The organism is Alteracholeplasma palmae J233 (genome assembly GCF_000968055.1).
In the GTDB taxonomy this organism is placed as follows: domain Bacteria; phylum Bacillota_I; class Bacilli_A; order Acholeplasmatales; family Acholeplasmataceae; genus Alteracholeplasma; species Alteracholeplasma palmae.
On record NC_022538.1, the window covers coordinates 560,790 to 584,650 of the forward strand.

At 27.0% G+C, this 23,861-nt stretch carries 18 protein-coding genes and 2 riboswitches; of the genes, 17 read left to right on the forward strand and 1 reads right to left on the reverse strand.

The window, feature by feature from the left end:
* The first annotated feature begins 26 nt into the window (after positions 1–26).
* The 7 genes from BN854_RS02680 to BN854_RS02705 all read left to right on the forward strand — a co-directional run bounded on the left by BN854_RS02680 (position 27) and on the right by BN854_RS02705 (position 10,289).
* Complete coding sequence (locus tag BN854_RS02680; protein ID WP_026657521.1) at positions 27–1,307, forward strand: AAA family ATPase; 1,281 nt, start codon at positions 27–29, stop codon at positions 1,305–1,307.
* Between the two features lie 739 nt (positions 1,308–2,046).
* Positions 2,047–3,384, forward strand: coding sequence for a type I glutamate--ammonia ligase (glnA, locus tag BN854_RS02685; RefSeq protein ID WP_026657528.1), 1,338 nt, complete (start codon positions 2,047–2,049; stop codon positions 3,382–3,384).
* Positions 3,385–3,550: 166 nt separating this feature from the next.
* Positions 3,551–4,261, forward strand: coding sequence for a DUF6973 domain-containing protein (locus tag BN854_RS02690; RefSeq protein WP_026657529.1), 711 nt, complete (start codon positions 3,551–3,553; stop codon positions 4,259–4,261).
* Positions 4,242–4,568 carry a metallophosphoesterase gene (locus tag BN854_RS07430; protein ID WP_026657536.1) on the forward strand — a complete coding sequence of 109 codons (327 nt, stop codon included), beginning with the start codon at positions 4,242–4,244 and terminating at the stop codon, positions 4,566–4,568. Before BN854_RS02690 ends, BN854_RS07430 begins: the two co-directional genes overlap by 20 nt.
* A complete protein-coding gene (locus BN854_RS02695; RefSeq protein ID WP_157868339.1) occupies positions 4,516–5,082 on the forward strand; it encodes a metallophosphoesterase in 567 nt (188 codons plus the stop codon). The genes BN854_RS07430 and BN854_RS02695 overlap by 53 nt, the downstream gene beginning before the upstream one ends.
* Positions 5,083–5,748, forward strand: coding sequence for a S1C family serine protease (locus tag BN854_RS02700; protein WP_026657553.1), 666 nt, complete (start codon positions 5,083–5,085; stop codon positions 5,746–5,748).
* Positions 5,749–5,879: 131 nt separating this feature from the next.
* Positions 5,880–10,289 carry a DEAD/DEAH box helicase gene (locus tag BN854_RS02705; RefSeq protein ID WP_026657561.1) on the forward strand — a complete coding sequence of 1,470 codons (4,410 nt, stop codon included), beginning with the start codon at positions 5,880–5,882 and terminating at the stop codon, positions 10,287–10,289.
* 33 nt (positions 10,290–10,322) lie between these two features.
* On the opposite strand, the gene BN854_RS02710 is transcribed toward BN854_RS02705, so the two are convergent.
* Complete coding sequence (locus BN854_RS02710; protein ID WP_026657568.1) at positions 10,323–11,120, reverse strand: Cof-type HAD-IIB family hydrolase; 798 nt, start codon at positions 11,118–11,120, stop codon at positions 10,323–10,325.
* 201 nt (positions 11,121–11,321) lie between these two features.
* Here BN854_RS02710 and BN854_RS02715 point away from each other — a divergent pair, with 201 nt between their 5' ends.
* From BN854_RS02715 to BN854_RS02760, 10 genes are all read left to right on the forward strand, one after another.
* Entirely contained in the window at positions 11,322–12,659 is a 1,338-nt protein-coding gene (locus BN854_RS02715) for an FAD-dependent oxidoreductase (RefSeq protein WP_026657574.1), read from the forward strand.
* Positions 12,660–12,791: 132 nt separating this feature from the next.
* Complete coding sequence (locus BN854_RS02720) at positions 12,792–15,140, forward strand: putative bifunctional diguanylate cyclase/phosphodiesterase (RefSeq protein ID WP_026657581.1); 2,349 nt, start codon at positions 12,792–12,794, stop codon at positions 15,138–15,140.
* Entirely contained in the window at positions 15,140–16,513 is a 1,374-nt protein-coding gene (locus BN854_RS02725) for an EAL domain-containing protein (RefSeq protein WP_026657589.1), read from the forward strand. The genes BN854_RS02720 and BN854_RS02725 overlap by 1 nt, the downstream gene beginning before the upstream one ends.
* Before the next feature lie 54 nt (positions 16,514–16,567).
* A riboswitch (cyclic di-GMP riboswitch) is annotated at positions 16,568–16,643 on the forward strand.
* Positions 16,644–16,687: 44 nt separating this feature from the next.
* Positions 16,688–17,386, forward strand: a complete 699-nt coding sequence (locus BN854_RS02730) for a hypothetical protein (RefSeq protein WP_026657595.1) — start codon at positions 16,688–16,690, stop codon at positions 17,384–17,386.
* 1 nt (position 17,387) lies between these two features.
* On the forward strand, positions 17,388–18,299 hold the full coding sequence (locus BN854_RS02735; RefSeq protein WP_026657603.1) for a hypothetical protein: 912 nt from the start codon (positions 17,388–17,390) through the stop codon (positions 18,297–18,299).
* A gap of 19 nt (positions 18,300–18,318) precedes the next feature.
* Positions 18,319–19,185, forward strand: coding sequence for a hypothetical protein (locus BN854_RS02740; RefSeq protein ID WP_026657610.1), 867 nt, complete (start codon positions 18,319–18,321; stop codon positions 19,183–19,185).
* 81 nt (positions 19,186–19,266) lie between these two features.
* Positions 19,267–19,977 (forward strand): S24/S26 family peptidase, encoded by a 711-nt coding sequence (locus BN854_RS02745; RefSeq protein ID WP_026657618.1) that lies wholly within the window; start codon positions 19,267–19,269, stop codon positions 19,975–19,977.
* Between the two features lies 1 nt (position 19,978).
* On the forward strand, positions 19,979–21,517 hold the full coding sequence (locus BN854_RS02750) for a hypothetical protein (protein WP_026657624.1): 1,539 nt from the start codon (positions 19,979–19,981) through the stop codon (positions 21,515–21,517).
* A 3-nt stretch (positions 21,518–21,520) separates the two neighbouring features.
* The gene (locus tag BN854_RS02755) at positions 21,521–23,092 is read left to right on the forward strand and encodes a hypothetical protein (RefSeq protein WP_026657631.1); all 1,572 of its coding nucleotides are present in this window, start codon (positions 21,521–21,523) and stop codon (positions 23,090–23,092) included.
* Between the two features lie 12 nt (positions 23,093–23,104).
* A complete protein-coding gene (locus BN854_RS02760) occupies positions 23,105–23,713 on the forward strand; it encodes a signal peptidase I (protein ID WP_026657638.1) in 609 nt (202 codons plus the stop codon).
* Between the two features lie 19 nt (positions 23,714–23,732).
* A riboswitch (cyclic di-GMP riboswitch) is annotated at positions 23,733–23,808 on the forward strand.
* Positions 23,809–23,861: the final 53 nt, after the last annotated feature.

The window sequence follows — 23,861 nt, forward strand, 5'->3', positions numbered from 1 at the left end:
ATACCTAAGAAAGAGATGGTGATATTATGAGAACATATATTACTAAATTATATTTAAATGGTGTAAAAAATATTTCAAAACCAATTGAAATGAATTTTTATAAGAAAACAATTGGTAAAAAAATAGATTTAAATGAAACAAATATTAAGGCAATTTATGGTGCAAACGGTGCAGGAAAATCTGCAATTATCCAAGCACTTTTAATGTATGAAAGATTGAATAACAGCTCGTATTTATATAATGATCGAAATGTTTTAAAACTAAAAGAGTTAGTCAATAAAATTACAAATCAAATTGATATCAAAGTAGAATTTTTAGTGTATGATCAAGATGATTTTTCGATTAAAGGTCAATATGAACATGAACTTGTTTTAGAGAGAATGGGAAATGAGTTTATTATTTCAAAAGAATATTATGCACAAATTATGTCAAATGGTAAACGAAGAGTATATTTTGACATCTATAATGGCAAAATTTTAGAATTATATGATGATTCAATTAAAGATATGATTCAATATCAATGCGAAAAAAGAACTGTTAGAAGCATTTTATTTGATAACTCAACTAGATTAAATGATGAGGCATTTCGAAATAAAGTATTACCACTTTACCCTATTTATTCGCTTGCAAGAAATATAAATATTAAAACTGAAGAAACAGATCAACATAATTACTATATTTATACTCATACGATTCAAAAAAATGATGATCAAGCAACAGGAACTAAAAATATTCAGAGAGATAGTCGTTATTCATATGTACTTGATAAAGTCTATAGAAAAGATTTTGTAAAGCATATTAAAAACATGGAAAGATTTTTAAAAATATTCAAGACAGATTTATTAAAAATAGATTTAGATGAAAAAGTGAACAAAGATGAACTTATAATGACACCATATTTTATTTATAAAACTTATAAAGTCCATATAGAATTTGAGAGTGCTGGAATAAAGAAATTAATTGAACTTTATGACTTGTTTGTTAACAAAGAAAATGGCGATATTGTAATTATTGATGAGTTAGATGCTAATATTAATGATGTATATCTAATAAAGCTATTGGAATATTTTAAGTCAAGTTCAAAAGGACAACTCATTTTTACAACACATAACGCCTCACCTATGCAAGTTCTAGCTTCAAGTAAATATGCACTTGATTTTATAACTGAATCAGGAGAAATTACAGAGTGGAAAAAGAATGGCAACGCAACAGCCTTAAATACTTATCATAATGGTATGATTAAGGGATTACCATTTAATGTTGATAGTTTTGATTTTATAGGCGTATTTGAGGAAGATGATGAATGAAGATAAGACAGATTATTTTTTGTATTGAAACCTCAGATGAGAATAAATCAGATGGCATTTAATTAAAAGAAATTATTAATTTCTACTATAAGGAATATATAAGAAAAAATAGTGTCAAAATCGATTATATTGGGCTTGAAAGTAAAAATTCATATAAAAATAAAGAAAGAGAAATAAAGGTTAAACTAAAACTTGCACCTGATGCAACTAAGATTATTTATGTATTTGATAAAGATAAAAATTCAGCATATGCTAAAGATGTAGAATTTATTAATAAAGTAGAAACTTATTGTAAGGAAAATAGTAGAGAAATTATTTGGTTTGTTCAAAATATAGAAACTGTTTGTCTTGGTAAAAATTCTAGAAATAAAGCAAAAGATGCAGTTGAATTTAGGAATAAGTCATTAATTAAAAAGATAGATAAAAAAATACTAAGTAACCCTAATCCTCAAAGTAAAGTTGGAAGTAACATTTTATGTATCTTAAATGAGATATTAAAATAAAAATTTAGTAATAATAGTGCCTCATAACAATAAAAGTTATGAGGTGTTTTTTTATTTATCTTAATATAATTCTAACTTTATTCATATGAAGAACAACGATATTTACTTACTTTCTAATGCAAGAGGATATTTATTAAAAATATACTAAAAAAATCAAAAAAATTGATAAATTTTATTGACAAATCACAAAAATAAATATACAATTTTCCCATAAAAAAAACTAAAAGGAGAAAACCGTGAAAAAATACACAAAAGAAACTATCTTAGAATCTATTAAAAAAAATGATGTGAGATTCATAAGACTACAGTTTAGTGATATGTTAGGCGTTGTTAAAAACGTAGAAGTACCAGTATCAAAAATTGATAAGGTATTAGACAACCAGGTTATGTTTGATGGATCTAGTATAGAAGGATTTGTCCGCATCCAGGAAGCTGATATGTTTTTATATCCAGACCTAAACACATGGTTAATCATGTCTTGGGAAGATATTAAAGAGGGAAGCGTTGCTCGTTTGATCTGTAATGTATACAAACCAAATAAGGAACCATTTGAAGGGGATCCAAGACACATCCTAAAAACACAACTAGATAAAATGAAGAAGTTAGGGTTTGGAGCTTTCAATACTGGTGTTGAACCAGAATTCTTCTTATTTAAGTTAGACCAAAATAAGAAACCAACATTAGAATTAACAGATGATGGAGGATACTTTGACCTATCACCAATAGATGCATCTGAAAACGTAAGAAGAGATATAGTCTTGGAATTACAAAAGTTAGGATTTATAGTTGAAGCTGCACACCATGAAGTAGCTTATGGACAACATGAAATTAATTTCCAATTTGATAATGCGTTAGAGGCATGTGATAACATTCAAACATTTAAAATGGTTGTTAAAAATATTGCAAGACGTCATAACTATCATGCAACATTTATGCCAAAACCAATTAAAGGTATTAATGGTAGTGGTATGCATACCAATTGTTCTCTAGCTGATTTAGAAGGAAAAAATGTTTTCTATGATGCAAAATCAGAAGATGGTTTAAGTAAAACAGCTTATGAATTTATCGCAGGTGTACTAAAATATGCGAATGAATATTGCTTAGTAACAAACCCAATCGTTAATTCATATAAGAGACTAGTTCCTGGATATGAAGCACCTTGTTATGTATCATGGAGTAAAGCTAATCGCTCTACAATGATTAGAATTCCAGCATCAAGAGGCAATGGTACTAGAGTTGAAGTACGTTCAGTAGACCCAGCAGCTAATCCATACTTAGCTTTAGGCATTATCCTAGCTGCAGGCTTAGAAGGTATTAAAAAAGAATTAGTCACTAAACCAGTTGAAATTAACTTGTTTGCTTTAAATGATAAAGAAAGAAAAGAGTTAAATATTCATAATCTTCCAGAAAATTTAAGCGAAGCAGTGGTTGCTTTTGAAAATAGTAGTTTTGCTAAAAATGTATTAGGAGAACATCTATTTACTAAATTAATAGAAGCTAAAAAAGAAGAATGGAATAACTATAGAACAAGTGTTTCAGAATGGGAAATTCAAGAATACTTAAGCATTATATAAAATTATAAAAATCTGTTTTTAAATAATATTATTGGTTTATACCTTTAAGATTATCTAAAACAGATTTTTTTATAACTAAAATTAATTTAAAAATAAAGTTTAAAATAAAAAAGTAAAAACAAATTTTATAGATACTATTAAGATGAGACAAGAAAGGAAGATTTAAATGAAACAAAAAATTGTGTTCATCACAGTAGTATTTTTATTATTAGGAGTTATGGGGCATAATCTTGCTAAAGATCCAAAAGATTATCTTACAAGAGAATTGTCAGTGAATGATGAAAACCAAAATATCTCACTAACTGAAACTCAATTAGAGTATGTATTTGATTTAGGTGAAAAGTACTTGCTAGAAAATAGCACTTCAACTGAGGAAGAAGTAGATACATATATGAAAAACATCATATATACTCTAAGTAATGAAAATAACTCATTAGATTTTGTTGGAAGTTATTATGGAGGACTAACGAAAGAAGAATTCTATTTATCTGTTAGACATCCATTTAAAGCACTTAAAGTAAAAAAGTGTGTTAACAAAGCCTATGCTAAAACAACAGAATTTTATGTTGATGATGCTACATATAAGAAAAATGGAGATGCATTCAGACACGTATACTGGAATGCTTTAATGACTAAAGAAATTGGTGCTGAATATGCTGAGAAGTTTGCTACTGCACACGAATCAGAAAGTGAAGATGCACTTGATACATTAATGGATATGAAAAATAATAAAATTGGTAGAAGTTTAGTAAAGAAATATAGTAAAATAAGTGATGATGAGATAGCGAACAAGGCAAGAACTGAAGTTAGAAATGGAAATTGCTATCAAATAGTAAATGAGGAGTTAATATCAACAAATGCAGAAGGTGAAAGGTAAAAAACTAAAAATATTTTTATTAACCATATTGATACTTTTAGCTTTTTTTATAATTATGTGTCTTATTTTTATTGATAATACGACATTAGATTTTGAAAAATATGAAATTGGAAAGAAAACAGAAAATAGCCAACAAGTAAAAATAGTCCATTTATCTGATTTACATTTTCCAAAAATAAAAATAGATATTGATCAACTAATTTCTAAAATTGAAAAAGAAGCACCCGATATTATTGCAATTACAGGAGACTTAATTGATCAATCGGCGGTACTCTCAACCTCAGGTGTTTTTTCCGTTTATAGATAAGATATCTAAGTTCTCTAATGTTTATTACGTTAATGGAAATCATGAAGAAGGACACAGCAGTCGAAAAGAACTATATCGATATATAGAAAACCATAACATAAAGTATTTAAGTAATAAGACTGATAATATCACAATTAAAAATAAAGATATCACACTTATGGGACTAGATGATGGTAGAAGATTTGAAACTTATTATTTTAAAGATAATGAAAGCATTAAAAATAATTATCGAATACTTCTATCACATCGACCAGAAAAATGGAATAATTATATTTCTCCAGAACATGAATATAATCCTGATTTAATTTTATCTGGACATGCACATGGAGGACAATTTAGATTTTTTAACCAAGGGTTAGTTGCTCCTGACCAGGGCTTATTACCAACATACGATGCTGGATTATACAGTTTTAATGAAATACACATGATTGTATCAAGAGGTATTGGAAATAGTATCTTATCATATAGATTTAATAATAAGCCACACGTCCCAATTATTACAGTAAATATTTAAATGATAAAAAGAACAATATATATAAGCATAATATTGTTATCAATGATGGTTATTATAAAAGCGGATATGAATCCTAATCAGATTTATAAACAAGCATTAAATTACACAGTAGAATTAAAATGTTCAAAAAGTAATTCAGATACAGTTTATGCAACCGCAGTCCTTATTGATTTAAAAGGATACTACGTGACAAATGCTCATGTAGTAACTCAAAGTATTAATGGAAATAATTATGATTTTGAAATATTTGAGATACGATATTATTATGAAAAAGAATACCAAAGAGTAACTTTAGAAAAATATGATACTAAGACTGACCTAGCAATTTTAAAAGGTCTGCCTCAAAAAAAGTCATTTAAAGTAAACTTAGAATACCAAACAGCGGATAGAGTATATGCAATCGGTAATCTCAATGAAACAGGAATAGCTATTACAAGTGGAATAATTAGCAATAAAGAAGTAATTATAAAATCTAAAAATACTATCTTTAAAGTAATTCAAACAGACCTAACTATTTCATATGGTAATAGCGGTGGGGCATTAGTCAATTCAAAAGGACAACTCATTGGAATTATTTCATTTCGCAATAAAGATAATAAAGGTAACGTGATCTATGGATTAGCATACTGTATACCTATCAATGATGTTATGATATATTTAGAATGAAATTATAAAAAAATACTATTCTTAAAACTAAAATTTAAGTTTGGTATTTTTTTCTTTTTTAAATGACTGAAAGTATTATAAAACAGTACTAATGATGGTATAATAACCTATGGTGCTTGAGGTGAAAGAAAATGAATATAATAGAAATTAAAAATAGTATAGATAAAAATACTTATATGAAAGGAAATCTTTATTATCTTGAAAATAGAATTAAAGATATAACCTATAATAAGTTTACTAGTGAGTTTTCTGCCTCAATAATAGGAACATATGACTATAAAACTAAAATAGTTATTAAAAAAGGTAATGTTCAGTCTTTTAACTGTGATTGTCCTGTTGATGGACTTTGTAAACATGTGGCAGCTTTTTTAATACAAATTAAAAATGACCATAAGTTATTAATCAACGCTCTTTCTAATGGCATTGAAAAAATAGAAGAGCTAAATAAGTTAAATTACATAAAAGAAAAACAAAATTTTGATGAAATAGATATTGATCATTACTTCAACCTATTACTTAGCTTTTATCAACAATATAAAGGTAGGGAAGAAATCAACCAATTAGAACCGTATTTTAAGTTGCCTACCTTTAATCCAATTCTTCCAAGTGATGAAGTTTTTATTATTTACCAAAATTTCCAAAAAATAAGCGAATACATTAAAAAAGAAGATCTAGAAACATATGTTAGAGTGTATATTAAGTCCGTTTTTTCAGTATACGAATATAATGTTGCCTTAAAACAACTCATTGCTAAAAATGAAAATAACGCACTAACAAATATGTATATTAGAGCATTAATTAAAGAAAAACCAAGTTTATTCTTAAACTTAGATATTGAAAATAAAGCTGAATATTTACTTGAAACTGCGTTGCTATATGAAGATGATTTTTTACCTTTTGAAACTGCTTATACTAAAATAAAACCAGATATAGAAAAAACCATTCAATCTAATGAAAGATATCAGTCATTTCAATTGATAGAAGAGTTGGGTAAGGCGTTTAACTATGAAAAGTTAGCTCAACTGGAAACTATTATTGGTAATGATAGAGTGTTAAAAGTGATCAATAAATTAAACTTTAAAATCACAAATATAAAAGATGCTTTAAATTTAAAACAATTAAGTGGATATCAAATTGACTACACGCAGTATGAAGACCAAATGGATCAATTTATTAAATATAAAGAAGAAATTATTAAAATAGATTTGGATAATTTCATCAACTATATTTATAAGCATCTAGATAATAAATACTTTTATAAGACAAAAATTAATTATGATGCTCTTTTTGAAATCATACAAGCATTTAATTTAATAGATAAAAAGTTAGAAAAAGAAAACTACATAGAATTAGTTTCTAGAAATATGATTACCCCTGTTAACACTATTGTTATAAATGAAGGTGGACTTCCTAAAAAAATGGTCGTAGGATATAGAAAAACGCCAATGATGCCAGGAAAACAAGACTACAAGATTATTATAGAAGTTCTAGAAGATTCTTTTTCTGAAAAACTTACGCTTGTAAAAAAAATCAATTCAAAATGGGAAATTTTAGTTGAAGGTATTGTAGAAAACAGAGTACTAAAGCTAGCAACCAAAAATAAAGTGCTAGAAAACGAAGCACTCGAAATTTTTAATCAAGAACCTCAAAAAGAAGTTGATGATGCATTTTTAGAATTGACAGAAACAATTGAAAAAAAGAGAACAAACAACATCAAAAAACAACTCTTAAATCAAAATAAAAAACTAATTGAAAGATTATCAGAAAGTATTGTTGAAGAAACTAAAGTGCTGATGGATGAAAAAATATCAATAAAACCAGTGTTATTGCTTAGTGGATATTTTTCAAATCATCAACTTGTTTCACAGTTAACAACCCTTTCTTTAAGAATCAAAGGAAAAAGGGAGTATGTTGTTAAACATATTCCAACATTTATTGATAACATTAATAACGACAGACAAGATAGTTATGGAAAAGGACTTTCTTTTTACCACTATATAGAACAATTTGATCATGAATCTCAAGAAATTATTTCTATACTAGAAACGTATAAAGATGTATATCCATATAAATCTTATACAGCTATTGAAGTAAGTCAAAAAAACTTAGAAAAACTCATTGATGTAACTTCTGAAATGGCAATTGAAGATCTAGAAAAAAACTACTTAGAAAACGATGCTCAAAGCTATTATAAAGAAAAAGACTACGAAGTTAAAATCAATTTATCTAAGGATAAATTTAATTTGAATTTATCAGATAGTTTAAGTCAAAATCACTTTATCATTAGATTAGAAAAAATAGATTTATACATTGATCAAAAAAATAGAACATTTGCTAAAATCATCTATCAAAATAATAAACAAAGAGAACTCACTCATTTTATATTAGATAATCCAGATTTTAATGTTTCATATGTTTTAGACGAACTTTCCTCTAAAGTAATCCCATTAATTAGAAAAGAAGTTGAGTTATCTAATGATTTAATTGAATATACTAAGAAGTTTAGTGTAGAAATTAAAAGTTATTTTGATTATGATAAAGAAACAGATGAAATAACTGTTTTACATAAATATTACCAAGGTGAAATAGAAATAGAAAAGATTATGGATTATCCAATATATCAAAATACACTAAATAACTATTTTAAGGTTTTAGAACAATTTGGATTCCAAGATTCAAGAATTACTAACCCTAAAAATATTGTTCAATTTTTAACAGCGGACCTAACTCCGATTAAGGAACATGCTACTGTTTATATAGAAAAAACTTTGGCAAAAATGACTGTCAAAAAAACTAATAGAATTAGCATACAAGTTTCTACCCATCAAGGAATGCTAAAAACTCATATAGAACAAACAGATTTAGATGAAAAGTTACTTAAAAAAGTATTAAAAGCATATCAAGAAGGTAAATCCTATATATTATTAGAAGATCAAGTAATCTTAACAGATACTGAAGAAATTGTTGCATTATCAGAATTCATTGAACATAACAATTTAGATATTTCAAGATTATTTGATGATAATTATACTCATCCTATGTACCATCTATTTAAATTTAGTGAAAACTCACAATATTTAAACGTTGAAGTAGAAAATGAACTTAAAGAAATTATTTATAAAATAAAAAACTTTGATAACAAAGAAATAACAAACCCACCCCATGTCTACAGCATGCTTAAAAACTATCAAATATCAGGTTTTAAATGGCTTCAAACATTATATGAACTGAATTTGGGAGGTATTCTAGCAGATGATATGGGGCTGGGTAAAACCTTACAAATTATTAGTTTATTTGAATCTATTGAAACTAAAGGATTATTATTAGTAGTTTGTCCAAAAAGCTTAGTATATAACTGGAAAAATGAACTAGAAAAATTTAAGGCAAGCTTCGATCATTTAGTTTATAGTGGTTCAAAAGAATATAGAGATGAAGTACTACTGAAAATGAAAGAAGTAACAGAAAAAACGTTAGTTATCACATCATACGATACCCTCAGAAACGACGTTGAAAACTTTGAATCGATTACATTTGATACAGTGATTCTAGATGAAGCTCAACATATTAAAAACCTGACAGCATTGAAAACAAAAGCAGTTAAAGACATTAAGGCTTTACATAAATTTGTATTAACTGGAACCCCGTTAGAAAATGCTATTTCTGATTTATGGAGTATTTTTGATTTTTTAATGCCAGGTTATCTATACAGTTATAATAAATTTAAAAAAATAGAACAAAAAGCTACGGCTGATGATAAAAAAGCATTAGATTTTATTGTAGATAAAACAAGACCATTTATTTTAAGAAGAACAAAGAAAAATGTATTAAAAGAGCTTCCGGATAAAGAAGAAAAAGTTATTTATGGAGAATTTGAAAAAGAAGAACAACAAATCTATGATGCTTATCTACTTAAAGTCAAACAATCATTTGAAGAAGAAAAGTCTAATAAAATAGATTTTTTAGCGGATTTAATTAAATTAAGACAATTATGCTTATCACCAGAACTAGTATATGAGACCTTTAATAAGAATAGCAGTAAGATAGATTTAACAGTTGAAATTATAGAGAATGCTATTTCATCAGGACATAAAGTCTTAGTTTTTTCATCATTTGTAAAAGCATTAGAACTAGTTAAAAAAAGATTTAAACCAGAAGACTTCTTTATGTTAACTGGTCAAACAGAAGGCAGACAAAGAGTTGAGATGGCAAATCAGTTTAACCAAGCAGAAAGCCAACAAAAAGTGTTCTTTATCTCACTTAAAGCTGGAGGAACAGGACTTAACCTAACAGGCGCTGATATTGTAATACATCTTGATCCATGGTGGAATTTAGCAGCTGAAAACCAGGCAACTGATAGAGCCCATAGAATTGGACAAGAAAATAAAGTAACAGTTTATAAGATTATTATGAAATCAAGTATCGAAGAAAAAGTTTTAGAACTTCAAGAAAAGAAAAAAGAATTATTCGAAAGAATCATTGATGGAAGTGAAGAACAAATTGCTAAGTTAAGCGATGAAGATTACAAATTCTTATTAGAATAAAATAAAAAAGTTCAAGGATTTCTTGGACTTTTTTTATATAAGAAATAAACTTTTCAAAAAATGATACACACCATCTTCGTTATTAGTATAAAGTGTAGTGATTGTGCTTTCTTTTTTAATAGCATCTGAAGCATTTTTCATACTAACAGATAAACCGGATTCATGAAACATACTCACATCGTTTTCACCATCTCCAATAGAGATGATTGCTTCTTTAGGAAGGTTAAGATAGTCTTGTAACACTTTAATAGCATTTCCTTTGTTAACGTTTTTAGGAACAATTTCTAGAAAGTCTATCTTGGAATTAAACACATCATATAAAGAACTCTGAGATAGATTTAATTTGGCTTCTTTTATTTTATCAAGCAAATCATAAAATAATATTTTATGTATCTTCAAGTGTGAAAGAGCTAAGTAAGAAGTAATATAGATTGGCTTTACGTTTGAAATCTTTTGATACTCCTTAGTAAATTCGTTTTCTCTAATAATATACAATTTATCATAAGACCAAATCATTGGAGTTATATTATGAGTAGCGGCATACCCCATAATCTCTAGATAAGCTTCTAGGCTTAAATAATTTTCAGAAATAACTTTACCATCAGTACTATCAATAATCATCCCACCATTATAGGTGATCATAGGTCCTGTTAAATTTAGCTTAGAAAGTAGACTTTTTAGCCCTATAAAAGGCCTTCCAGTTGATAGAACAATTTGAATATTATTTGAATTTAATTGGTTTAAAATATTGATAGTATCTGGTGAAATAACCTTGTTATCATCTACTAAAGTACCATCAATATCTAGGGCAATCAATTTATATTTTTGCATATTAGCACCTCTTTTATTTATTATAACATGTTTAAAATTTAGCCTTCCATTAAAATAGAAAAGGCTAAACGTAATATTCACATTTTTATACACTAAGAAATCGTTTTCATAAGCAAAGCACCCGACAATTCTTCCTATATATGTATAATAGGATATGTCAAACTCGATAATGATAATAATTAAATACAAGGAGAACACAAAATGAAAGTTATTGTTGTTGGCTGTACACATGCTGGAACAGCTGCTATTAAAAACATGAAGAAGGTAAACCCAAATATAGATGTGACAGTTTACGAAAAAAATGATAACATATCTTTTCTATCATGCGGAATCGCTCTTTACGTAGGTGGAGTAGTGAAAGATAAAAACGGATTATTTTATTCAAGTCCACAAGAGTTACAAACTCTAGGTGTTAAAACAAATATGTTACATGAAGTTTTATCAATAGATTATGATAAAAAAGTGATTAATGTTAAAAACTTACAAACAAATGAAGAATTCACAGATACATTTGATAAGTTAGTTATGGCAACAGGTTCATGGCCAATTGTTCCAAATATAGAAGGCATTAGATCAGAAAACGTATTACTATCTAAAAACTTTAATCACGCAAATGAAATTATAGAATATGCATCACACGTTAACAAAATAACAGTAGTTGGCGCTGGTTATATTGGGGTTGAACTTGCAGAAGCATTTGAATTAAAAGGAAAAGAAGTTGTTTTAATTGATGCAGAAACAAGAATTATGCCTAAATATTTAGATGAAGAATTTACTAATCTTGCTGAAAAAGCATTTACAGACCATGGTATTAAATTAGCATTAGGTGAAAAAGTATCAGGATTCACTGTAGAAGATAATCATGTTACAAAAATTCATACAGATAAGAATTCATATGAAACAGAAATGGTTATTATGTGTATTGGATTTAGACCAAATACTAAACTTTATTTAAATCAACTAGAAACAACTCTAAACGGTGCTTTAATCGTTAATGAATATATGCAAACATCTAACCCAGATGTATATGCATGTGGGGACTGTGTCAATGTTCACTACAATCCAACTGGAGAAAGCAAATATATTCCTCTTGCAACAAATGCTGTAAGAATGGGAACAATTGCAGGTCTAAACATTGAAAAACACCAAGTTAAATATATTGGAACACAAGGAACTTCAGGTATTAAAATCTATGATTGGAGCATTTCTTCAACAGGGTTAACAGAAGGTGTAGCAAAAGACTTAGGTAAAGATTATGCTACTGTAACAGTTAAAGATCATAACAGACCTGAATTTATGCCAAGTTATGATGATGCGATGTTAAAAATTGTATTTGATAAGAAAACAAGACAAATCTTAGGTGGACAAATTGTTTCTAAATGTGATTTAACAGAAAAAATGAATACGTTAAGCGTATGTATTCAAAATAAAATGACAGTAGAACAACTTGCTTTTGTTGACTTTTTCTTCCAACCTCACTTTAATAAACCATGGAGTTTATTAAACTTAGCAGGACTTGCTGCATTAGATATTAAATAAATATAAAGGCTTTTATTGGAATAATATTTCAGTAAAGCCTTTTTTATTTATAATGGTAATTGATTGCTAAATTTAAAAAATAGTTTAAAATAGAAACATAGTGTAATAAATTACTATCATAAGGAGCAGGCAATGAATGAAAAACAAAAGAAACGATATTTGATTATAAGTTTAAGTGTTTTAACATTTTTAGCTATTATCATTGTATTTTACTTTTTCTACACGAAACAAGTTGCTCATAATAAATCAGAAGAATTAGCTTTAAAAAATCAAAGTCAAATGACGGAATTAATTAAAAAAAATTTTGATTCTATGGAAACCCAATTTAAAAATAACAAACTACCAGAAGATTCAGTGATTAGTTTAACTGATGATAAAATAAACTCCAATGCTCTGAACTTTGAAAAATATGCAATCTATCCTTTAAATGAAATACTAAAAAGTGATGATACAACTTACTACCTTTTTATAAAAGATCAAGAGAAACTAGCCTATGTAAGTCTAGACATCTATATAAAGCCTTTGTTAAAGGATGAACATCACGAGTATATCTTTTTAAATGATAAAGGCCTTATTTTCTATAGCTCTGTTGATAGTTATCATGGAAACATTAGTAATTACTTAAATAATAATGATTTTAACTGGTATGATAAAGAAACATCAAAAACTGCTATTAAACAAATTAATATGAAAGAAAAACAGTTTCTTTTCTCGTATGAGAACATTTTAGAAGATTTTAGAGTAGCTCAACTTGTTGATAAAGCATATTATGATGTCTATTTTTTCCAATTTACATATCAATTGATAGTGATTGTTGTTATTTTTCTTATATTACTAGCTGGAATTTACTATATGATTCATAAAAATAAATATTACCAAAACAAAATTCATCTAGAAAATTTAAAAAAAGAATTAAACGCTGATACTACATGTATGTTAGTTTTAGATAAAAATGCGGATATAATAGAAGTTTCAAAACAATATAAAAAAGAATTTGAAAAATACAAAAATTTACTTGAAATAAAAGAAATAGATATTAGTTCACTTGATGAACTTAAACAAAACTATTTTTTTACAGCTAATATTAATGGAGAAACCTACCGATTTACTGTTTTCTGTCATATGCAAAACCAGTATTTAATTATAGGAGAATCTATTGAAAAAATTGCTAAGACAACACAACACTATAAAGAATTAGTCTATTTAGATCCTCATACCAAAGCGCCTAATTTACTTGCTTTAAAAGAATATAGCTTAAATACCAATCTTTCTCAAATTAAAGCACTTGCTATTTTAGATGTTAAAAACTTTAGAAAAATTAAACAATTATATGGTAATGCACTAGCCTATGTTCTAGTTGAAAATATTTTAAATAAAATAAAAGAAAATTTTGAAGGCTATAATACCCAAGTATTTCATACCAAAGCAGATTCGTTTGTGATTTCATTTGAATCATCAGTCTTAACAAACACAAAAATTGAACATGAAATCAAGTCTATCATTAGTTATTACCATAAGCCTCAAAAGATAGCTGGATATTACCTAAAAATAGATTTAAAAGCAGCAATCATGTTCAATGATAACAATATTTATTTAATGGATAAAGAAAAAATCTTTGAACTTCTCAATCTTACTTTAACCAAGGCTAAGAAATCTAATATCTATGATTACTTTATTTATGATGAAGCCCTTAGCCATAATCTTACACAAGAAGAAATGATGCGAAAAGATTTAGAAAAGGCTGTCCAAAATGATGAATTTATTATTTATTTACAGCCACAATATGAACTAAAGAAAAACAAAGTTACTGCCTATGAGGCACTATTAAGATGGAATCATGAAAAATATTTATCAGTTTCTCCATCAAAATATATCCAAATAGCAGAAGAAAACACCTTGATTCATGAAGTGGGTCAACTAGTGATTGATAAAACTTTTCAATTACTTTCAAACAATAAAGAAATAAGTATATCACTTAATGTATCACCTAAGCAACTTTTAGAACCTGGCTTTATTTCTGAATTAAAAGATAAAGCAGAAAACTATAAAATAGACCCTAAACAAGTTTCTATTGAAATCACTGAAACCATTTTAGTTGAATCATTTGAACTTGTCATAGAAAAACTTAAACTAATTAAAGAACTTGGATTTCAAATTCATTTAGATGATTTTGGGACAGGCTATAGTTCTTTAAAATATGTTAAAGACTTACCAATTGATGCATTAAAGATTGATAAACAATTTATTAAAGAAATTGAAAATGACGAAAAAGCTCGTATGATAGTTGAAACAATTATTAATCTTGGACACCATCTAAACTTAAAAATTATTGCAGAAGGTGTTGAGACTGTCAAGCAAGCAGCAATTCTGAATTACCTGAAGTGTGATTACTTACAAGGATATCTAATCGATAAGCCTAAATCTGCTGAAATAGTTATTGATACCAAATACCCTAAATTAGATTTAACGGAGATGAAATAATGAATGATACGATTGTTATAGGATCTGTTATTACAATTACAATTTGTATGCTTGTCCTAATATACATATTTATAAAAAAAATCAAAAAAGAAAAACTCAGTGCCGTTGAAGAAAAACAAATGATTTCTGAGGATTCTTTAGCATATCCGCTATTCTTAAAGTATGTAGACCAAAAAATTAAAACAGAAAAGAAAAATAGTTTCTTTACGTTGATATGGGTAAATATAGATAATTTTATTGAAATTACTGATAATTATAATGAAAAAGATAGTGATATCTTAATCAATGAAATTCATTATCATCTATCAAATGTTATCCCAAAAGGAACTAAAATAGGATATGGACCAAGAAAAGAAGCTATCTTGATTTACCTTCCTGCAATTTATCCAGAAGAACAAATGATAACACTTGCTAAAACAATTAAAAAGGCATCTGAAGTAAAAGTAAGAATATTTGAAGATATTACTATTCAAAAGACATCAACTGTTTCATACGCAACATATCCATTACAAGGAACAGATGCTAAAACACTTATTAACGGATTAAAGATGGCTATTTATATTTCCGAACATACAGGCGGAAACATCATTAAACCATACAGTGCGGATATGAATAAAAATCAGGAATATATTGATTTTTATTATGAATTAAAACAAGCAATACAAAAAAGAGAATTTAATTTCTTATATCAACCCATTGTTTACTTAAAAGATCATAAAATAAAGGGATTTGAAGCTTTATTAAGATGGAATCATAAAGAAAAAGGACTTCTAACTCCAGATAAATTTTTAAATATCTTAGAAAATTCAGGTGATATTAACTGGATTGGCCTATGGGGTTTAGAAACTGTTGTTAAAACGATAGAAGAAATAAAAAAATACTCAAAAGAAGCATTTACTTTTCATATTAATATCAGTTTAAGACAATTATTAAACTCAGAGGTTGTTTCTGAATTTCAAAAAATCATCACTAAATATCGTGCATCATCTGAAAAAATCGTCTTAGAACTATTAGAATTTAGTACTGCAGTCTTACAAGATGAAATGATAAAAACCATTTTAAAACTTAAAAATATAGGATTTAAATTATCAGTTGATATTAGTGACATTGACTTTCAAATCTTAACTAAAATAGAGCAATACCAAATTGATATTGTTAAATTAGATCATAAGTTCCAAAAAATAGACAACCAATTGATGAAACAAAAGTTCTTAGAAACATTAAGCCAAATGAAAAATATTACAGTTGTAGTAGAAGCCATTGAAAATAAAGAACAAGAACAAGCAGCAATAAAAAATAACTTTATCTATGGACAAGGTTATTACTATGATAAACCATTAGAAAAAATAGATTTAATTGAAAGAATCAAGTAACTTATTATCAAATGATTTGACTTTTGATAAAAATAATAATAAAATATAGCTACAATGTAACAAAGGCAAAACTACTGAAAGGTAGTGACGCAAAACTAAAGGGCCTTTTAAATGGTAGCCAGTTGTCATTTTTCTTGACAGCTGGTTTTTTTGTTTTTTAAAGGAGGTGGTCATTTGAAATTATCAAGTATTTTCAAAACAGGCGTTAAGACAACTAAAGCAAAAGTGATTGCAATATTAGTTCCAGCCTTTATTATTACAGCAACTATTGCATTTCTAACGTTTTATGGACAAAATACAGGCAATTTTTCAATTAACATCGATGAGTCTGCACAAATGAAAAATATTTCTATTGCAACAAGTCCGCTTTCAAAAGATAATCAAAAAATTGTGAGAGTTTCATCTAATCCAATAACCCCAATTAGCTCTGAGAGTTTAGTTTCAACTAAATTACCAGAAATCAAAAATAATGAATCTGGTATGTATCATTCAAGAAATTTTATTGCACAAACCTTTTATATTAAAAATGAAAGTGAAACATTGTCAGTTACATTAAGCTATCACTTAATTATTACAGAAGTAGCAAAACAAAAGATAACAAGTGATTTTAAGCTTCACCCGATTATTAGAGTGATGATCATAGATGGAGAAACAGAAAACATCTTTGAACCTAATGATAGCAATGATGAAATGGCTAATAAAAAGTTTAACGAAGGTTCTCTTATCATTAACGAAAAATCGGCAGTTTTAAATGCAAAACAAGAAAGAAAATACATATTTATCATGTGGTATGACTTAAAGGCTATCACCCCGGAAACAAAAGAACCTCCTGCATTAAAGTTTCAGTTAAACTTTAAGACTGAGGAGGAATAAAATGAGAAAGATATACTTTTCCTTCATCGCAGTTTTAGCAGTCTGTCTTACTTTAACAGTTAGCGCATTTGCTTGGCTTAATATAAGTAATATTACATTAGTTGAAGGTATCTATTTAAAAGCAGGTTCTGGTGACTTATTAGAATTATCCCTTGATGGAATAACTTATAATAAAACCTTAGATCAAAATAGGATAAAAAACAGCCTTAAAAATCTTAAAATAAAACCTATTTCAACAAACGACGGAAAAACATTTTATACTAATCCATATCAAAAAAACGATGCACAAGCAAGAAAAAATATAGACTATATGAGCTTTGAAATCTGGTTTAGAATTACCCCAGAAGAAAACATTTCAGATGAATCAGTCTATAAAGATATTTATTTAGTGAATCATCAACAAGTTACTTATGAACAAAAAGAAAATGCTAAAGGCACTTTTATTACCTCAAAAGGTAAACAGTTTAAAAGTGATATAGACTTTAAACTTTCAGAAGAAACAGAGATTAAAAAAACGAAAGTGAATACCTATTACGCAAAAGATGCAATGAGAATAGGTGTAGTAAGTAATGATGAAACAAAATTTATACTTGATCCAAGTGGCGTAGAAAAAAATAATTACGCATATGGTGCTTTAGATTATTATAATAAAAAGATGCAAACCCATCTTATACCTCCAGTAAATCATATAGAAACGATAACTGAATTATCGGTATTATCTAAAAATAAGGCAAATACAATTGAAGACAATAAGTCCCATATAACAACTCTAGAAAAAAAAGACAATAGTTATATTGGCAGAGCTACAATTAATATTTGGCTTGAGGGTTGGGATCCATATGCATTGGATGCGATTATCAAAGATAATGTTTATATACAATTAGAATTTATAGCAGTAATAAAAGAAAATTAAAAATAAGGAGACTTTAAAAATGAAAAATTTAACAACTAAAATAGTTACATCAGTATTAGCATTAGTTTTAACAGTAGCAGCACTTGGAACAGGTGTATTTGCTTGGTTCACAATTAACAATCAAGCTAAAGCAACAGGATTTGAAGGTCAAGTACAAGCAGCACAAGGTGGTTTCTTACTAAGTTCAGACGGCACTAATTATACAACTTCACTTGATTTAAATGAAATTTTAAAAGATAAACTATCAAAACTTAAATTTAAAGATTTAACTACTAAAGATGGTATTAGCTTTGTTGATTCTAATAATAAGGAAGCATTAGAAACAAGTTATATTACATTTGATCTAAATTTTATTGCAATTAATTTTACAGAAGTATTTGTAACAACAGACATTACTGGAGATACAACTTCATGGAAATCAGAATATGCTGTAGATGGTGTTAATGTTGGCGATACTTTAGTAAGTAGTGCAGCAAACGCTTTAAGAGTTGCTTATGTTACAGAGGATAAAACAGTAAAATATGTAGAAGCATCACAAGATTATAATGGAACAGGTTCTATTGCTGGAACAGCTAAGAAAAATACACAAGGTATTTTAACAAAAGAAACAAATTTTGCTTACCAATATTTAGTAAAATCAGGTTCTACAAAAGCATTTGATGCAACTAAGGAAACAGTACTAGTTGCAGATGAAGCTAAGAGATTAGGTAATACAGACGCAAAAGTCTTAACATTAACAAAAACTGAAGCTCCAGCAGATTATGCTGAATATACAAACGCAGGTAAATTAACTGTAAACATCTGGATTGAAGGATGGGATGCAGAAGCATTTAATGCTATTTTAAATGGTAAAGTCAAAGTAGACTTTAACTTCCAAGCTAAATAATCATAAAACTAATTTGTGGTAAGAGGCTTATTAAAGCCTCTTATTACAAAACTATTAAAAAAGTTATATAAGAGGTAGACAATGAAAGAAAATAAAAATATCTTCAAAAAAACTATATCGATGATACTCAATATCTTTTTTTATGTAATGATCCTTATCTTATTAATTTTTTCAATAGTGAATTTAACAACTAAAAGTGTTGATCAAATACCATCTTTATTCAATAAAGGATTTGTTACAGTTTTATCAGACTCAATGAATGGTAAACATACAACATATAAGGTAGACTCATTTAAAAAAGATGCATTAGTATTTGTTAGAATGATTGATGAAAAGGAAGCATTAAAAATAGGTGATGTTGTTGTTTTTTATGGACAACTAGACTTAGATAATCCTTCTGTAAAAGCATTTATCATTCACCGTATTGTGCATATTGAAAATGATTACATCTACACACAAGGCGATAAGGTAAATGAATTAAGACCCTATGACAAAGATTCTTTAAACAATCAAAACTATGAAATTAATAAAAGAAGTGATGTTAAAGCGATTGCTACAAGCAAAATAGAAAATATTGGCGGGACAATCAACTATTTAAGAACTCCAAGTGGGTTTGGGTTATGCATCTTACTTCCAATTTTAATTTTATTAATCATTCAATTTGCTATATTAGTCATTCGTATTATCAATAAAAATAAAATAGAACTTAAAAATAAGTATGAAACAGAAAAAGAACTTATGAAACAAGAAATATTAAAAGAATTAGAAAAAAACAAACAAGGAGATCAATAATATGCAAGAATTTTCACGTTGGTATATAGAAATTCTCCAAAAAATTGGTGAAGGCTTTATTGACTTCTTTAAAGGCATTTATCAGTTTTTCGTTAATGTATTCATTAAAACTCCATCAGATGCATTTAAAAGTTTTGTTGATGCATCTAGTAATTTTACAATAGTAAGTTGGATAACAGCTTTTATTGTTTTAATTATTAATATTATTTTTATAGTTGCTTTTTTCTATCTGCTTTTTCAGTACTTAAAAAAATATATTAGATTTACAAAAAAAGAAATTGACAAGGATTTATTATTAAATGAAATTAATGAACTTAATAAAACTCTTATTAATGTAACTAATGAAAAAAATGCTATTCTAGCTATTAAAACAGATTTAGCGCCTCATAAAGGCATACAAAGTACCCTCATCAGTTATAGTAATGAAGATGAAAAAAAAGATCATACAGAAGATTCAAGATTTGTTAAACTAATAGAAGTAGATGAAACATATCAATATAAAATTATGCAAACTAACATGCATGAAGATGATATGATTAATTTAAATGAGCTCGTTAAACGATTTATTAATTTTTCTGCCTCACAACTGAATTTATACTATACAGAAAAAACTGTATCTATTTTTATAGCAGGCATGGCTACTTCTAAAACAATGATTTTAGAAGGTATCTCAGGAACTGGTAAAACATCTTTACCTTACGCATTTGGTAAATTCTTTAATAACGATGCATCACTGATATCTGTACAACCTTCATGGAGAGATAGAACAGAGTTACTTGGTTACTTGAATGAATTTACTAAAAAATTTAATGAAACAGATTTCTTAAAATCTATCTATGAAGCAAGCTATAGAACAGATATTAACTTTATTATTTTAGATGAAATGAATCTTGCAAGAGTTGAATATTACTTTGCTGATTTTCTATCAGTATTAGAATTACCAGCAAAAGAAAAATGGCTCATTGATGTGACAGCTGATCAAAACTCAAAAGATCCAATCCATCTTAAAGGAGGCAAACTTTTATTACCACAAAATATTTGGTTTGTAGGAACTGCTAATAAAGATGATTCTACCTTTACAATCACAGATAAAGTTTATGATAGAGCTGCCTCAATAGAAATGAATGATAAGGCTAAATTTATTGATGCTAAGCCTACTGCTAATATCCATATGAGTTATGAATATTTAAATGAACTATTCACTAAAGCCCAAAAAGACTATCCAATTGAGATGAAGACATTAGAAAATCTTAATTTACTTGATGAATATATTTCAAGTAAGTTTAAAATAACATTTGGTAATCGTATTATGAAACAGATTAAAGAATTTATTCCTGTTTATGTTGCCTGTGGCAAAGATGAAATAGACGGGCTTGATTATTTAGTCTCAAGAAAAATAATCCGTAAATTTGAAACACTTAATTTAGCTTTTTTACAAAAAGATTTAGAAAATTTAATTAAATACCTAGATAAACTATTTGGAAAAGACAACTTTTTAACAACTAAACAAATGATTAAAGAATATATCAGAGAGAATTAGAAAATGAAAAGACGATATGATGTAGAACTATTTCATGACATCTTAATAAGTGCTTTAAATAAACTAGAAATAGAAACAGACTTCCCTAGTGTTTTTTACCAAGCATTTTCAGATGGAATAAATCAGACATCTTTCCACCACTATTCTGAAACTAAGGAATTTGATGAATCGTGGATATCTAAAATAGAACTATATTACCCTAGCCTTGAAAAAATTACAAAAACATTAAAATCGAATTTAAAGTATCAAGAAGATATCACAATCATTGAAAAAGCAAAAAAAATTGATAGTAAATCAGTAAGACATTTAGCTTCTCATACACAATATATTAAAGAAGTAAAACCCTATGTGATTCCTAAAAAAATACTAGTTAACCATTCAGAAATTGAATATGGTATTTATGAAAATAGAATGATTATGACTTTAATTGATAAATTACAACTTTTTATTGAAAAAAGACTAGAAATTATCAGTAATTATCAAAGTTTAGAAAAAGATACATTTAAGCATCATTCTAAAATGAAACTTGATGAACAAGACTATGAGATCTCAATTGAAATCAGTAAAAATGGCTATGAGAAGACAGACGTTAATACTAGCATTTTACAAAGAGCTAAACACTTATATAAACTTATTAATGGTCTTAAAAATAGTGAGTTTATGAGTTTATTAAGGGGACAAAAACAAGTAGTGGCTCCTATTATGAAAACTCAAATTATCTTAAAAAATCCAGATTATAAAAATGCATATCAATTATGGCTTTTCTTAGATCAATATGAAACATTAGGATATAAAGTTTTTACTACTAATAAGCAAAAACAAATAGACTCGATTTATCAAAAACATATTCTAAATAATATATTGCAATTATTTTCTACATATTTTTTACATGATAATAAAAGTGATATTTCATATTATAATCCTGTTGAAAAAACTTATAAAACACACTTAAAAACAGTAGATTATATTGAAAAACCTAAAGAAATTGCCCCTATTAAAATAGATGAAACAGATTCCAATGAGTATTTATTATATCAACTCGCTAAACAATTTGGTAAAATGGTAACAAGCAAAGAAAAAAATACGACAAGATTTAAAGAATCAGTTAAAAGACTAAATGAAATAACAGATCAAATTATCTTTAAAAATCTTAATTCCAATTTAAATGAAAATGTCATAATAGGTATTAATAATCATGATTTAGAAAACAAAAAGTTATCTGAACTTGAAGATAAATATGAAAAGATTCAAATTTATAGAAAACAAAAACAAAAAGACTTAGAATCTATTATTAACTTTGAAAAAAAGATTCAAGCAGAATATGAAACTTTACAAAATAGTGCTTTAACTGAAGTTAAAGAACAGTCAAATGAACCATTTATAGAAAATTTTAAACAAGAATCGTTATTACTAGATAAAAAAATTGCAAAGTTAAAAGAAAAATATCGTAAAGAATTGCTTAATATCAAGCAAAAACAAAAAGAAAAATTAAGAAAACAAAAAGAGAAAAACAAGTTAAAACTAAAAAAAGAAACAGATAAACAAAAAGAAAAGTTAAAAAAAATAAAAAAATAGGAGAATAGTCAAATGAAACTAGGCTTGAAAAGAATATTAAAACTAATTTCATTGTCTCTACTTATCATTTTAGTGATATTCTTGATATTTAATTTAATCTCTTTAACTAGAAAAAAACCAATTCCTATTTTTGGTTATCGCTATTCATTAGTTGTCAGTGACTCTATGAAACAAGAAATTCCTAAAGGGTCTTATATTCTTTATAAGGAACAAGAAAAGTATGAATTAACAGATATCATTGTCTATGAAAGTAAATATGATCATAGACTCATTGTCCATGAAATTATTAATATAACTTCAAATGGATTTGAAACTAAAGGAACTAATAATCATGTAAGTGATCAGAAAAGAACAGATGCTTATCAAGAAGATTATATTAAAGGAAATCAAATACTAGGAAAAGTTATTGGGCATTCTAATCTTTTTGGCCTAGGAAACATTTTACTTAATAAAACAGGAAATATCATTTTATTTGTGATTGCCATTATTTTTATATTATTTATTATTCAAGTACACGAATTAATTAAACATCTTAAAAAAAGACAAGAAGAAAAATACAAAAAAGAATTAGAAAAAGAAGTTAAAAAAGAGTTAGAAGAAATCGAAAAACTTGAATTATAACTAGAAATATAGTATAATATACCTACATTGGCAAAGTTATCGAAAGATAATGACGCAAAGCTATAGGGCCTTTAATATGGTAGCCAGCTGCCTTGAACTTAATTTTTAAGTTTAAGACAGTTGGTTTTTTACTTTATAAGGAGGCAAA